This is a genomic window from Engelhardtia mirabilis (assembly GCF_007748095.1).
GTDB lineage: Bacteria > Planctomycetota > UBA1135 > UBA1135.
In genome coordinates this window covers 61200-75872 of sequence record NZ_CP036287.1, presented here as the reverse complement: position 1 = coordinate 75872, position 14673 = coordinate 61200, and the positions used below count along the sequence as shown (strand labels likewise).

Sequence of the window (14673 nt, the reverse complement as noted above, 5' to 3'; positions counted from 1 at the left end):
GCCGCAAGGCCCGCGGCGGCGACGCAGGCGGGTTGTCGGGACGCGAAGCCCCTCCCGAACGCGAAGACGCCCCGTTCGGGGCGTCCTCGGACTCACGATCGGCCAGCCAGGACACTAGGGCAGGGAGGATTCGAGGAAGGCCTGCATCTCATCTGCGGGCTCGTCGCCCACGGCGATGCGCCCCAGGTCCCCGTAGGAGCCCTGCAGGACCAGGATCCGCCCGGCCTTGTAGCCCAGCAGCCGATCCTCGCCAACCGGACCGATCCCCGAGGCCTCCACGAAGGCCGGACCCGCGGCGGTCTGGACCTTCGGTTGCAGACCGCCGAGCAGGAACAGCGGCCGGATCCCGTCGGTGTAGGTGGCCTTGCTCCAGATCACTCCGTCACCGTCGACGACGCTGGCGAGCTCCTGCAGCACGTAGCCATCGGGGACGATCTGCGCCAGGGCCGGGGGGAAGCCCAACTGCTCGGCGAGGGGCTGTCCGAGGTCGACCAGTTGCTCCTGGTTGGACGGACGATGGGGCACCATCCCCGCCGGCGGCCCGTCGACATAGCTGGTGTAGGTGACCCGCTGGACCAGTGCCCCCGACGGGTCGAAGACTTCCGTCGAGAGGGCCAGACCGGTGAGCGAGTCGACCCAGACCTCGAAGTCGTAGCCGAACTCGTGCACCGACGAGAACGAGAGCAATTCGGCGGCGCGCCCGGCGATCGTCTGCGGTTCCGAGGCGACCGCGACGAGGTGATAGTTGAGAACGAGCTGATCGAAGTCGCGGATGCGGAAGTCGCGGTAGCGGAACATGTACCCCGCGCGCCCCTCCTGCTGGATCAGGAAGCTGGCCGCGTCAGGAAGCACGGGGGTGTCCACACCGATCGGCTCCAAGGAGTAGGCGCCGGAGGCGTTGACCGAGATCTGCTCGCGATACTGCAGCGGCGTCACCTGGCCACCCGCGTCGACGTCGAAGATCTCCACCAGGCGCTCGCCGCGGTGCGGCACCGACTCGGGGCCGGCGGCCAGCAGTTCGAGCAGCGAGGCCTCACCACTGGTCGGCTCGAAGATCGTTTGGGTCGAGCCACCGCTCTGCGAGTCGACACAACCGACTAGCGCGGCGCAGCAGCCAACCGCCGTCAACATCAGGGTCGTGGGAACGGAGAACTTCACCGTTGGCCCTCGAGAGCCCGGGGGGCTGCCTGCGATCCACGAGAGATGTCGACGACCCCACCCGATACGCCCGCGGCCAAGGCCCGGGCCAGGGGATCCATGCGGTCGATGTCTGTCACCATCGCGAGCTGGACCCGCGGTTCGGGCAGCGAGCGGAGCCCCTCGGCCTGACCCTTGAACGAGCGCATCAACGGCGGGAGGGAGAAGATCAGCAGGGCCGCAGCAGCGACCAGGCCGATCCGCAGCGGAGTCGTCCCGCGGCCCACGAGTACCAACGGCGATGGCCGCCCATCGCGGAAGGGCCGTGCTCCGGGCGCGACGCCCTGGGAGCGCTGACGCCGGTCGGACTCGATGCGTTCGGCGACCAGCAGGGCCAGCTCCGGCGGCGCGGTCTGGCGCTCGAGCCCGGCGAGGGACCTCGCGACCACGGCCGAGGCACCCGCTTCGACGTCTTCTTGAACCAAGCGGCGCAGGACGTTCGGCGCGCGCCGCGGCTCCAGCGTGGCGAAGGCTTGGGCCCGGCGCTGGTTGGCAGCCACGGCCTGGGCCACGGCCCGGTCGAGTCCCTCCGGCGCGGAGAAGCGGTCCAGCATCCCCAGCAGCCCAGCTACCTGACGCTGCCGCGCCAACCACGCCGCGCAGGCGTCGCAGCCCGCAGGGTGACCACCCGACGATTCCAGCGCATCGAGCGCCGAGTGTCGGAATGCTTCGCAGTCGGGGGAGGTCATGGAACCAGTGGGGGGGGGCTGGAAGGTCGGGTGACGTCCGAAGTGGAGCCGTCAGCCGAGGTAGTGCTTGTGGAGGACGGGGGACAACTCGCGGTCCAGCGCCTCGTGGGCGCGGGCCAAACGCGACTTGACGGTCCCGAGCGAGATCTCGAGGGTCTCCGCGATCTCGTCGTACGAGAGGCTCTCGATGTACCGCAGGATCGTGATCGAACGCAGTTTGGGGCTCAGTCGGTCGATGGCCCGCTGGATCTCGCTCTCGAGCTCGCGCCTGGACGCGCTCGACATCGGCATCTCGATCCGCTCGTCCTGGACGTCGAAGCGCAGGCCGTCCGAGTCCTCGCCGTCACGAACCGAATCAAGGGACGCCAGGCGCCGCGATCTGTTGCGTCGCTTGAGGTCGATACTCGCGTTGACGGCGATGCGGTAGACCCAAGACGAGAAGCGCGACTGGAAACGGAAGTCCCGGAGCTTGCGGTGGATGGTCCCGAAGGTCTCCTGAGAGGCGTCCAGGGCATCCGTCGGGCTGCCGGTGATCCGGTAGCAGACGTTGTAGACCCGGTCCTTGTACCGCTCGTAGAGGGTGTTGAACGAACCGTCGAAACCGAGTTCTACGGTCTGCTGGCAAGCTCGAATGAGCTCTTCGTCGGGGTCGGGTCGCATGCGGGGTCGCGCGGTCACGGGATTTGAGACGGCTGGCGGTCGGCCCGAGTTCCCGCGGGTAGGCCGCTCATTGGGGACCCATCGCGCTCGATCTGGAAGCCCCGGGGGCAGATGCCTCCCAGTTCCGGGTCCTCGGAAGCCTACCCCGAGGGGTATTCGGGGGCTGAGAGCGAGCCTGCAGGGGCCGAGAAGGCGGGTTCTTGGCTCCAGGGATCGGCCCGACCTGGATCGCGGTCCTTGGCCCCCGCTGCCGAACGAAGCCTCGCTCGACCCACCCGAAAATCGAGCCTCCCGGCCCGGATGTCCCCCGTCGGAGAGTCGAGGGTCGGTTCGACCTGGATTCTGGCCGCCGGTCGCCGCCCGGTGGACCGGTCCCTCGCGCGGTTGACGGGTCCGGGGTAGTCATGGACTCGATCACGAGCCCCGTGGCCGAGCCGCCAGATCGTCCCGGGCTCGACGAGTCCGAGGGCCCCGGCCCGACTCGGTCAGCATCACCCAGACCCATGCTGGCGGCCACAGTGGTGACTGGCACCGCCCGGTGCAGTACAGCCCGGTGCAGCATCCCCTCGGACCAGCCGATCGGCGGTCCGAGAAGCCGCCCGTCGGTCAGCCGCCGATCAGCAGGAGCGGGTCGTAGACGTCGATCGACCCGCCGGACATGCCATTGCACTCCGACGAGCAGAACGAGTCGGCCGGGAGGCACTCCGAGGTCTGGACCTGGTACTGGACCACCCCACCCACGACTCCCACCGGGTCCACGTCCTGGTAGCAGATCTCGCCCATGCTCGAGGTCGGCGGCATGTCGTCGGGCGGGAGCAGGGGTCGGTAGATAACCCCGCTGCCCCCCCCGATCGAGATCTGACCCATCGACTCCGCGGGCTCCTCGATGACGTAGGGGATGCCGCCGGAGATCATCACCGTGTCCGCCGCAGCAGCGGCACTCGGGACGCCCAGAACCGTCGCAACGGCGTAGACCGGCATCCAGCCCAGGGCCGCCACGAAGGTCTGGGGAATCGGGACGTCGACGACCACGATGCGGTCCCCCGGGGTCGACGGCGCGTCGACGACGGTCAGGGTGCCGTTGGAGATGTAAAAGTCGGAGGGGATGGTGAGCGACACGTAGCTGTCCCCGACTCCGTTGAAGACCTTCACGACCACGCCGATCGACAGGTCGAGCGTCCCCAGGTTGCCGCCCGGCAGGTAGACAGCGATCCGCGAGACCAGGAAGCCGTTCTTGGCAGCGGAGGCGATGCCGACGCTCGGCTTGGAAGTGTTCACGCTCGCGTCGGGCAGGAGCGGGTCCGTACCGAGGGCGATCTCCTCGAGGTCGGTGTAGCCGTCCTTGTCGGTATCCGGATCGAGGGGGTCGGTGCCCAGGACGAGCTCGGCCAGATTCCCGACTCCGTCCATATCGCTGTCCCCGGCGGTCCCCGGGGAGGGCGCGGCGGCCAGCCCGCGGCCATTGGCGCCGAGCTCGAGGCCCAGGATGGCTGTTACCGCGCTCAGAATCAGTCCGCAGGCCACGATGCCGCCGGTCGGCAGGGCACCACCTCCGCCGGTCGGCGGAGCACCAGCCGCGACGTTGCCACCGCTAGGTCCACCGTCGGAGCTACGGCGGCCCGGGCCGTCGGGCGTTGGAGTCGAGGACGAGAGGATTCGCATGGGTCGGGGCCCGGTGAGGGCTGCCGGGAGGGAACTCTTCGGGGAAGAGGCCCGCTTCCGATCGCGTCCGGGCGAGGTCGAGGCTTCAAACTACCGTATCCGCAGACTTGGTGGTGTAACCGTCCAAGCGTGGGCCGAGCCCCCACCTTTACGTGGATCTGTCCACAGGCCCGTCCGACGGTCGGTCCGCCCGCGTCCCCGCGCCCCGAGGCCTTGCCGCGACGTGAGCCCAACAGCAGACTGTCCGGCCCTCTCGCGGGCCCTGCGGCCCCGAGGGACGCGGCGCCCGTAGCTCAGCTGGATAGAGCGCTTGCCTCCGGAGCAAGAGGTCGCAGGTTCGAATCCTGCCGGGCGCACCATCCCCTACCGGCTGCCCCCCCTTTGCCGGGCCCCCGCGCCAACGCGCTCGGGCGGGTCCGGTGGCGCCCCATCCAGGCCCCGCCTGCGTCCCCACGTCCCGCCGGGTCTCGGAGTCCTTCCCGGAAACGCCGCGGGGGCGCGGCACCTTGCGGCGCCGCGCCCCCGGGACTCGGACCCGGGTCGCATCCCCGGGATCGAAGTCGGCTCTCGGCTCAGTCCATGTGGGCGATGACGCGTTCGTCGCCCATCTGCAGCTTCAAGGCCGCTTGGCTGTCGCCGCGCTTGGAGAAGCGGTCGACGAAGCGCGCGAAGAAGTTCTCGTAGACGCGCAGCACGCCCTTGGTCGCAAGACGTCGAACGAAGTCGACCGGCGCCCAGTAGCGCGGGCCGCCCAGGCCCTGGGCGTTGGCGTACAGCTTGGCCTGCTCGGCGACCATGTACTCGCTGAACAGCATGTAGCTGATCAACATTGGCTTCGCGAGCCAGCGCTGTTTGATGAGCGTCGGCACCACCGGCATCATCCAGGGGAAGCGCGTGACGATCGGGAACAGCTTGTGGAGGTTCTCGATCTGGTGCTTGTTCTCGAACTCGATCGAGGACGTGCGGTTGAACTTCTCGGGGAAGTCGTCGTACCCGGCGACGGCGTACCCCATGTCCTTGGTCATGTCCGCGATGTCGAACTCGGGGTACGGCTGCATGATCGAGACCAGCGGGTGGTCTGCCTTGCACTCGATGTTCAGCCGCAGGGTGTCGAGCTCGTCCTCCATCGTGCCGCCGGGGCCGCCGAGCATGTTGAGCGTGCCCAGACGAATGCCCTTCGACTTGATCCAGCCGGCGGCGTCGGTCAGCTGTTGGCGCGTAGTGTTCTTGCGGAACACCGCGTTGCGCACGTAGTCACTGGCGGCCTCGATGGCGATCCGCGCGTAGACGCAACCGGCCTGCTTGAGCAGATCGATGTGGCGCTCGCTGGTCATGTTCGCCATCAGGATGACGTCGAACGGCAGACCGACCTCTTTGGGGTACTTCTCGCAGAACTCCTCGAGCCAGTCGTTCCGCAGGTTGAAGATGTCATCCAGGAAGTGGACGAACTTCAGCGGGTACTTGGCCTGGACCGCCTTGATCTCGGCAATCACGTGGTCGACGGAGCGCTTGCGCGTGTACTCCTTGTTCTTCGCGTCGTAGACCTTCTTCTTCCACGCGTGGTGGAAGCAGAAGGAGCAGTTCATCGGGCAACCGCGCTGGGTCACGAAGACCTTGCGGTCCGAGTCGGCGTAGATCGCGCCGGCCTCGTAGATGACGTCGCGGTCGGGGTGCCCGAGCTCGTCGAGGTCTTGGACCAGGGGGCGCTGGCAGTTGCGCGTGACCTCGCCAGTCTCGCGGTCGCGGAACCAGAAGTTGAGCGTCTCCTTGACGTCCTCACCCTTCTCGAGCTTGTTCAGCAGCTCGGCCATGGCGAATTCGCCCTCGCCACGGCAGATGGCGTCGAACTCACCCTGCTCGACGTACTCCGGGCTGAAAGTCGGGTGCGGCCCACCGGCGACGGTGAAGGCGTTGGGCACCACCTGCTTGACGCGCCGATGGATGTCGGCGAAGTACAGGTGCATGCCCGTGGTCACCGAGTAGCAGACGACGTCGGGGTCGTACTCGACGATCTTGTCCAGCCACTCCTTGTCCGGGATGAAGAGCGCCTTGCACTCGTGCCCCGCGTCCTTGATGGCACGGGAGAGCCACATGATCCCGAGCATCTCTTGCGGGAGGTACTCGTTGATGAACAGGACCTTCAAGGGTGTAGACGCCTCTTACGACAGCTGGAGAGTTGGAGGTGGGAGCGGGCCCGTCGGTGTCTGGAGCCGGATGAATGAGTCCGGGTCCGGCACGACCAACGGCGGTCGAAGTATAGAGCCCAGGAGAGGGATCGGCCGGCTGCGGGGCCACGATCCACACTGGTTTGGTGGAAAGCTCGACACCGTCACACCTTCCAGCGGCGGCCAGGGCTCCAATTGCAGACCGCTGAGTCCGCTTAAAGTCGGACCTGAACCGCAGTGCCGCCCGGGTCCAGGACGCCGCCCGCAGCGGGCTAGGAACCGGCCGCTCGGGCCAGGACCGCTTCGACCTGGGGGAAGGTCGACTCCCTGGTGAAGCGGCTGGAGCGTTCGATCCCCGCGCGGGCGAAGCGCTCCCGCAGGGCCGCGTCCCCCAGCATCCGGGCCAGGGCGTCCCGCAGGGCGCGATCGTCCTTGGGGGGCACCAGGAGCCCGTTGACCCCGTGCTCGACGACCTCGGGGTTGCCACAGACCCCGGTGCAGACGGCCGGAGTGCCCAGGGTGGTGACCTCGATCAGGGTGTGGCTGAGGCCCTCGTACTCGCTGTTGAGCACGAAGACGTCCGAGGCGCGGATGTAGAGCGGGATCTTGGCGTGGGGCACGTTGCCGAGAAAGTGCACCCGCTGCCCGAGGCCGCGTTCGGCGGCCAGGGCCGTCCACGCGGCCTGCATGTCGCCGTCCCCCGCCACCAGGAGGTCGACGTCCTCCGGAAGCCCTTCCAGGGCCCGGATGATTCCGTCGACGCCCTTCCAAACCATCAGACGGCAGATGGTCAAGAGGTAGCGTCGCTCGGGATCCAGCCCGAGCTGGGTCCGGGCCTCGACGCTGGTCTCGGTCACCGCCGCCGGGTCCAGACCGTGCAGGGCGTTGTAGATCAGGATCGCCTTCTCGCCGGGCACGCCGTAACGCTCGACGCAGATGCCCCGCAGGAAGTCGGAGCAGCAGATCAGGTTCCGCGTCCAGCTCCACCACAATCGCTGGAGCCGGCGCGTCAGCTTGACCCGCCAGTCGTACTCCTTGGTCTCGAAGACGTTGATGTCGTCGCCGTCGATCCAGCCCTTGCGGTGGCTGATCTCCCAGGCCCCGTCGACCATGATCCGGATCACGCAGGGCACGCCGCGCAGCTTGGCCGCGAGCACGTGCAGGAGGGCCAGGTGCTCCTGCACGTAGACCACGTCCTGGCCCTTGGCCTCGCGCAGGACCGCGAAGAAGGCCTTCAGGTAGCGGATCGGCAGGGGACCGCGCGGGATCGCGGTGACCTCGAAGGGGAAGCCGGTCGGGTGGTCGTCCGCGCAGAAGGCGACGACCTTGACCTCGTGGCCGCGCTCCACGAGGAAGCGGCCGAGGCTGGGGACGTAGACCGCCGGCCCACCCAAGTCGGGGGGGAAGACCGGCGACGTGATCAGCACGCGCATCGGGCGGTGGTCGAGGTGCGAGGGGGGGGGAGGAGCGGGAGAGGGTCGCGGGCACGCGACGGGAGGTGGGACGGCGCCGAAGCTTACCCCGATCGGACCCCGCGGGCGGCTCCGCGCCCCGCGCCCCACCGCGGGCTCAGCCGCCCGCGCCGACCTTGGACTTGAAGGGCAAGAGGTGCTGCTGGCTGTCCCGGCGCTCGCCCGCGATGCTCTCGAGCACCTCCGGCGTGATGTCGCCGGTGGGGTAATCGCCGGTGAAGCAGGCGTTGCAGAACTTCTCCACCGACGGGTTCCCGGCCCGCGCGGACTGGTTCATGGCCTCGCGATCCAGGTACATCAGGTAGTCGACCTCGATCGACGCAGCGATCTCCTCGCGGCTGCGGCCCGCGGCGATGAAGTCGGTCTTGGTCGCCATGTCGATGCCGTAGGGGCAGGGCGACACCAGCGGCGGGCTGCAGGTGGCCAGGTAGACCTTCTTGGCCCCGGCCTCGCGCACCATGCGGACGATGCGCCGCGAGGTGGTGCCGCGCACGATCGAGTCGTCGACCAGCAGCACTTCCTTGCCGTCGAACTCGAGCGGGATCGCGTTGAGCTTGCGCCGCACCGAGCCCTCGCGGGCGTCCTGGTTGGGCATGATGAACGTCCGCCCGATGTAGCGGTTCTTGACCAGCCCTTCGCGGTACGGGACCCCCATGCTGACCGCCATCGACATGGCCGCGTCCCGCGACGAGTCGGGGATCGGGATCACCGAATCGGGGATCGGCGCGCCCTCGGCCTTCCATTGGGCCGCCATCGCCTCGCCGAAGCGCACGCGCGTGCGGTAGACCGAGATGTCGTCCAGCATCGAGTCGGGCCGGGCGAAGTAGACCAGCTCGAAGATGCACGGACGGTGGGGCTTGTTGCCGATCTGCTTGCGGACCGGCGGCCCGCTGGCCGGGACGAAATAGGCCTCGCCGGCGGCCAGGTCGAACTGACGCTCGTAGCCGATCACGTCCAGCACCACGCTCTCGGAAACGGCCGCGTGCCAAACGTGCCCGTCCTCGTCGACCTTCGAGCCGACGCAGATGGGCTTGATGCCGTAGGGATCGCGGAAGGCGACCATGCCCACGTCCGGCAGGGTCGCGACCACCGAGTAGGCGCCCTTGACCTCTTCGTAGACGGCGGCGACCGCGGCGAAGATGTCGTCCGGGCCGACCTTCACGCCGGGGCGGATGCGCTCCGACAGGGCCCGCACGAAGACGAACAGGACCACCTCGACGTCGCAGGAGGAGTTGAGCCGCGTCCCGCTCGAGCGGAAGTGCAGGTCCTTCAGCTCCTCGAAGTTGGTGACGTTGCCGTTGTGGGCCATGGCCACGCCCACCGGGAAGTTCACGTGGAACGGCTGGGCGTCCTCGGCGCGACCGACCCCGACGGTGGGGTAGCGCACGTGGCCCACGCCCAGGTGGCCCCGCAGCTCGAGCATGGCCTGCTCGTCGAAGACGTCCCGCACCAGCCCGAAGCCCTTGCGGCTGTGGAAGGTGTCCGTGAAGGTCGTGATCCCGGCCGCGTCCTGGCCGCGGTGCTGGATCGCGAGGAGACCTTCGTAGATCTCGGACGCGACGTCCGCGCCCTCGGGGCCGAAGATGCCGATGAAACCGCACATGGGGAGCTGATCGCCGCTGATCCGGCCGGGGCCGCCTGGAGTTGGGCGAGGTCCGGCGAAGCGCGAGAGGATAACCGCGCCCCGCTCCCGGCGACAGGGCGCGCCGGGTCGGGCTCCCGCCCGCGGGTGGACCGCCGGCGGGTCCGGGGCCCGGCCGCGGTAAGGGACCGGTCACGCGGTCCGGGCGGTCCCGAGTAGAGTCGAGCGCGTGAGCCGCTCGATCCCCATGCAACGCCTCCAGCGGGCGGACAAGCTCCTGGGCGCTCTGGCCTTCGTCGCGGTCCAGCCCCTGCGCTGGCTGCGCGATCGGGCGGAGTCGGGGCACGACCCGGCGCGAGTGCTGGTGATCAAGTTCTGGGGCATCGGCAGCATCCAGCTCCTGACGCCCGCCGTCGAATGCCTGCGCCGCCGCCATCCGGACGCGCGCCTCGAGCTGCTGACACTCGACCAGAACGCCCGCTTCGCCGCCGGCCTGGGCCTGTTCGACGGGGTCCGCACCCTGGACGTGAGCGGCGCGAGCTGGCCGCGCCTGTTGTCTCGCATCGTGGGCCTGATCGCGCGCTTGCGCCGCGAGCGCTACGACCTGGTCTACGACTTCGAGTTCTTCACCCGCTTCTCGGCCGTGGTGAGCCTGTTGACCGGAGCACCGAGAACACGCGGGTTCTCATCGCCCTCGGTCTGGCGCGGCGGGATCCACACCGAGACGGTGCCCTTCAACCGCTACTGGCACGTGGCCCGCAATTTCCGCTGCCTGGCCGGGGGCGAGAACGGCGTCGCCGTGCAGCCCGCCGACGTGCGCGCCTTCGAACCGACCGACGCCGACCGGGCCGAGCTCGACGCGGTCCTGATCGGTGCCGGCCTCCAGCGCGAGGGCGCCCTGGTGGTGGTCAACCCCAACGCCGGCAGCCTGTCCCTCGAGCGCCGCTGGCCCCGGGAGCGCTTCGCGGAGCTCGTCACCGAGCTGATTCGCGTCGACGGCGCGCGAGTCGTGCTGGTCGGCGCCCCCGGCGAGCGCGAGTGGACCGGCGGGGTCACGGCCCTCTTGACCGACCTCCCCAGCGGCCGCTTCGCCAACCTCTGCGGTGAGCTCTCGATCGGCGCCCTGCACGCGCTCCTCGCCCGCGCCGCCCTGTTCGTGGGCAACGACTCCGGCCCCATGCACCTGGCCGCCGCCACCGGCGCCCCCACCATCGGCCTGTTCGGCCCCGAGACCCCGCACATGTACGCGCCCCTGGGCCCGCGCGTGCGCGCCCTCTACGAGCCACCCCCGTGCAGCCCCTGCATCAACGTGCACGACAACAAGGTCTCGAGCTGCATCCACGGCCGCCCGGAGTGCCTGATGAACATCTCGGTCGAGGCCGTGACCGGCGAGGCCCGCAGTCAGCTCAAGCGCAATTCACTGCGCACGATCGACGAGCGGCGGGCGGAGTAGACGTCGCTCGGCGCGCGCGGCTACTGCACTGGCTTCGTCGAGACGATGTCGAAGCGTCCGTCCATGCGGACGTAGAAGACGCACGGCTCGCCCGCACCTCGCGGCTGCGTCCAGAGGGACCCGGCCGGCATCCACATGTCCCCGGCCGTCGGGTGGTCGCCGTGGAGCAGTCCGCGGATGACGACGCCGCGGTAGGAGACGTTGTGGAAGTGGGACGGCGACCGAAACCCGTCCGTCGGCGCGAGCAGGAAGCCGGTCGCGCCGAGCCGCCGCGGTCGCCCCAGAGCGTGCCCGCCTGGGGGCTCTGGTCGCCGCGAGCGGGGTTGAGCGCCTCCCACTCGACCTCGGACACCGGGACGACTTGCGTGGTCGGTTCGGGTCTACCTGCTGCATGGGGCGCACCGGATGCTGTCGGCGGACCGCTGCAAACGGCGGCCGCGATCTGGGAGGCGAATCGCCGGCGCCTCTTCGCTCTGGTCGTCTTGCTGGTGGTCTCGGACTTCAGTCCGCTCGCGCACGGCCCTGAATTTCCGCAGGTTTCTTGCCGATTGCTGCACCCTGACGCCCCCGTCCGGCAAGGGAACGCGTGATTCCATGACCCACTCACACCCGAACCCTGCCGCGAACGCCCCCTCGGGATTCTCGTCCGGTGTGGATCTCCTGCGAGACCTGGACTGGGTCCAGCGGCTCGCCTTCCGCCTCTGCTCGGATCGAGCGATCGCCGAGGACCTTCGTCAGGAAGCCGCCCTCGCGGTGCTCCGTCAGGGCGCCCCCGAGCAGGATCGGCGCAGGCCCTGGCTGGCCGGCATCGTCCGCAACAAGCTTCGGATGAAGCGGCGTACCGACGGTCGCCGGGAGGCTCGCGAAGCGGGCGTGGCTGACCTCGAATCCGTGTCGGTCGACGTCGACGTCGTCGAGCGGGCCGAGACGCAGCGCGCGGTCACCGACGCGGTGCTGCGCCTGCGCGAGCCCTACCGCACGACGGTGCTGCAGAGGTACTTCGAGGAGTGGACGCCCGGCGAGATCGCGGAGCGAACCGGGACGTCCGTCGAGACCGTCAAGTCGCGCCTGAAGCGCGGCCTGCGGGCGCTCGAGGACGACCTCGCGAACGTGTTCGCGGACGCCGGTGCTGGATCGCGCGACGAGGCTGGCACGGGGTGGTTCTCCGCGCTGCTCCCGCTCGCGGTCGTGGAATCGAAACGTCGTGCCCTCGCGTCCGCCACCGGCGGCGCGCAGGGACTCGCCGCCGCTTCCCTGACCACCACTGGGCCCCTCCTGATGTTCGCCAAGTCCTTCCCCGTACCCGTCGTGCTGCTGGCCCTCTTCGGGCTGTACTCGTTGACCCGCGCCCCGAAGAACGGGGACCTCTCGACGGGCGTCGTGGAGCCCCGGACAGGCCAGACGACCGTCGATCGCGCGCACGACCTGCCGTCCGCGACGGAGCCGGGCAGGCTCGGGCGCTCGGCGCTCCAGGCTCCCGGCGACGAAGCCACTTCGTTGGGTGACGCCGCGCAGCCGATGTGTGCGCTGAGCGGATACGTCATGGACGATCGCGGTCGCAGCCTCGATGGGGTCGACGTCGCCCTCTTCCGCCCCGCAGATGAGCTGGTTGCCACGGCGCAGACGGGACCGGAGGGGCGCTTCTCCCTGAGCGTGCCGGAGCAATCGGATCCGCTGCTCGAGCTTCGGATCGAGGGCGAGTGGTTCCACCGGTCGGAGCGCCTCGAGTTCGGTGGGACGGGATGGCGTGCGCGACTCCCGCTGACCTCGGGTCCGCGGGACGTCGGGACGGTCGTCCTGACCGCTGCCGGGGCCGTCGCGGGGAGGGTGTTCGACGCGAGCGGAGCTCCGGTCGCCGGCGCGTCGGTCACCACTTGGGGCGGCGACACCACGACCTCGGCCGAGGACGGGTCCTTTCGCCTGGACCGGGTGTCCCTCGGCCCAGACGCCCTGGAGGTGCGCGCGGAGGGGTTCCCGATCGCGGAGGCGGACATCACCCTGCGCGCCTCGTCGGTCACCGCCGGCGTCGAGGTACGCCTCGAGCCCGAGGCGTCCCTCCGCGGTCAGGCCGTCGATCGCCTCGGGCAGCCGGTGGCCGGCGCTCGGGTCGAGCTCGACCCCGTGGACGAGGACGACATCAGTCGCGCGGTGAGCGGACCCGACGGTCAGTTCGAGCTCCCGTTCCTGTGGCTCGAGGGCGCGCACCTGCGGGTGGACGCCGAGGGCTTCGACCTGTGGGACTCCGAGGAGTGGGACCAGGAATTCGAGCCCGGCGCCGGCGCGATCCGTGTCGAGCTGAATCCCGCGGCGAGCGTCGAGTTCTCCGTGGTCGACGACGCGACCGGGCAGCCGATCGAGCGCTTCGGGCTCGCGGTCCACAAGGGCGCCGGCAGCGAGGGGATGCAGCCGGTCGGAGACACCGAGCCGCCTCTCCAGGACTACCCGGGTGGCCGAGCCGTAGCCGGAGCGCGAGAGGAGTACGACGAGGTGGTCGTCTGCGCCGAGGGCTACGAGCGCTTCCAAGACGACGTCCTGACGGTCGGCATCAGCGGTGAGAGTCTGCGAAGCCAGACCGTGCGCCTGCGGCCGTTCCAGGCACAGCCCCCCGTCGGGTCGATCACGGGTCGCGTGCTGCGCGACGGAGCTCCTCTCGCAAACGCCTTCGTGGAGTTGGAGGGGGGCAAGTGGATGACCGAACGGATGAAGCGGCTGACCGACCAGTCGGGCGACGTGTTCATGTCCACAGGCTCCTCCCTCCCCCTCGTTCGCACCTCCGCCGACGGGTCCTTCACGGCCGAGGGGCTCGAGAGGCCGCTGTATCGCATCCGCGTCCATGCCCTCGGCGGCGCCGCCACGGAGCTTCCCCTCGTCGAGCTGGCCGAGGGGGAGACCGTCGATCTAGGCGATGTGCACTGCAGACCGGGCGGCACCGTGCGAGGGGGATTGATCCCGCCGCCCGGCGTGTCGCCCAAGGGTCTCGTGGCCTCGATCGGCCATGGGCTGGGCCGGGTCCGCTCGCCCCTCGACGACGGCGGAAATTTCGAGCTCCTGCACGTGCCCGCCGGGAACCACAGCATCGACATCGAGGTGCGGGACGGCGACTTCGAAGACGGCGCAGAGGCAGAAGTCGTCGTCACCGCAGGCGCGGTCACGAACGTGCGGATCGACGCCTCGGGCGGGGCTGGCATCCGTGTCCGCCTGGTGCTCGACCTGGACGGCGCGCCCGCCGACGGGTGCCGGGTCGTGTTCGTGGACGCCGACAGTCCGCAGACCGTGGTGGCCATGGCGCATTGCGACGCCAGCGGCCGTGTCGACACCTACTTGCCCGCCGCAGGCGACGTGGCCGTTTGCCTGATGGAGACCTTCGGTGACCTCATCCGGCACCCCGAAGCAAGGCTTGGCCCCTCGGCCGGTACCGACATCCAGGAGTCCCTCGGCTTCCGGTTCGGGTCGGCGCAGGTCGTCGTGCCCGGCGGCCGCACGCTGCCGGCCGACGGCGGCCTGGCCGTACAACTCTTCGATACGAGCGGGGTCCTTCACCAGCGCATCACGCTGGAGATCGTCGACGGAGAGGTCGTCGACTCGCCCGACGTCACCTACTCGCCAGCGCGCGGAACCGGCGGCGGCTTCGCCCTGGACCTCCACCGCGTGCTCGAGGGAGCGTGGACGGTCGACGTCCGGGTCGTCGCGCTCGACTTCGAGGGCGATCTGGAACCGTCGAAGGCCCGAGCTCAGGTCTGGCTGGAAGGACAGTCCATCACCGTGCTGTAGCGAGACGGAGTCCGTCGATACG

The 14673-nt window shown here is 69.6% G+C and carries 9 protein-coding genes, 1 tRNA gene and 1 pseudogene; 3 read left to right on the top strand and 8 right to left on the bottom strand.

From position 1 onward, the window contains the following. Positions 1–114: 114 nt before the first annotated feature. The 4 genes from Pla133_RS00315 to Pla133_RS25725 all read right to left on the bottom strand — a co-directional run bounded on the left by Pla133_RS00315 (position 115) and on the right by Pla133_RS25725 (position 4208). Positions 115–1158, bottom strand: coding sequence for a sigma-E factor regulatory protein RseB domain-containing protein (locus tag Pla133_RS00315; RefSeq protein WP_145061210.1), 1044 nt, complete (start codon positions 1156–1158; stop codon positions 115–117). Then, a complete protein-coding gene (locus tag Pla133_RS00310; protein WP_145061208.1) occupies positions 1155–1886 on the bottom strand; it encodes a hypothetical protein in 732 nt (243 codons plus the stop codon). Before Pla133_RS00310 ends, Pla133_RS00315 begins: the two co-directional genes overlap by 4 nt. A gap of 51 nt (positions 1887–1937) precedes the next feature. Next, on the bottom strand, positions 1938–2564 hold the full coding sequence (locus Pla133_RS00305; RefSeq protein ID WP_145061206.1) for an RNA polymerase sigma factor: 627 nt from the start codon (positions 2562–2564) through the stop codon (positions 1938–1940). 588 nt (positions 2565–3152) lie between these two features. Then, complete coding sequence (locus Pla133_RS25725) at positions 3153–4208, bottom strand: thrombospondin type 3 repeat-containing protein (protein ID WP_419191981.1); 1056 nt, start codon at positions 4206–4208, stop codon at positions 3153–3155. A 282-nt stretch (positions 4209–4490) separates the two neighbouring features. Here Pla133_RS25725 and Pla133_RS00295 point away from each other — a divergent pair. After that, positions 4491–4567: transfer RNA gene (locus tag Pla133_RS00295), tRNA-Arg, on the top strand. Between the two features lie 213 nt (positions 4568–4780). On the opposite strand, the gene Pla133_RS00290 is transcribed toward Pla133_RS00295, so the two are convergent. The 3 genes from Pla133_RS00290 to purF all read right to left on the bottom strand — a co-directional run bounded on the left by Pla133_RS00290 (position 4781) and on the right by purF (position 9448). Continuing rightward, the gene (locus Pla133_RS00290) at positions 4781–6352 is read right to left on the bottom strand and encodes a B12-binding domain-containing radical SAM protein (protein WP_145061204.1); all 1572 of its coding nucleotides are present in this window, start codon (positions 6350–6352) and stop codon (positions 4781–4783) included. A gap of 293 nt (positions 6353–6645) precedes the next feature. Beyond that, on the bottom strand, positions 6646–7806 hold the full coding sequence (locus Pla133_RS00285; RefSeq protein WP_145061202.1) for a glycosyltransferase family 4 protein: 1161 nt from the start codon (positions 7804–7806) through the stop codon (positions 6646–6648). A gap of 136 nt (positions 7807–7942) precedes the next feature. Then, positions 7943–9448, bottom strand: a complete 1506-nt coding sequence (gene purF / locus Pla133_RS00280; protein ID WP_145061200.1) for an amidophosphoribosyltransferase — start codon at positions 9446–9448, stop codon at positions 7943–7945. A 226-nt stretch (positions 9449–9674) separates the two neighbouring features. Here purF and Pla133_RS00275 point away from each other — a divergent pair, with 226 nt between their 5' ends. Beyond that, entirely contained in the window at positions 9675–10880 is a 1206-nt protein-coding gene (locus Pla133_RS00275) for a glycosyltransferase family 9 protein (RefSeq protein ID WP_145061198.1), read from the top strand. 95 nt (positions 10881–10975) lie between these two features. On the opposite strand, the pseudogene Pla133_RS00270 reads toward Pla133_RS00275, so the two are convergent. Beyond that, positions 10976–11232: pseudogene (locus tag Pla133_RS00270) on the bottom strand (DUF4437 domain-containing protein); the annotation flags it as partial. A 299-nt stretch (positions 11233–11531) separates the two neighbouring features. On the opposite strand from Pla133_RS00270, the gene Pla133_RS00265 reads away from it, so the two are divergent. Further along, positions 11532–14651, top strand: a complete 3120-nt coding sequence (locus Pla133_RS00265; RefSeq protein ID WP_419195417.1) for a sigma-70 family RNA polymerase sigma factor — start codon at positions 11532–11534, stop codon at positions 14649–14651. Positions 14652–14673: the final 22 nt, after the last annotated feature.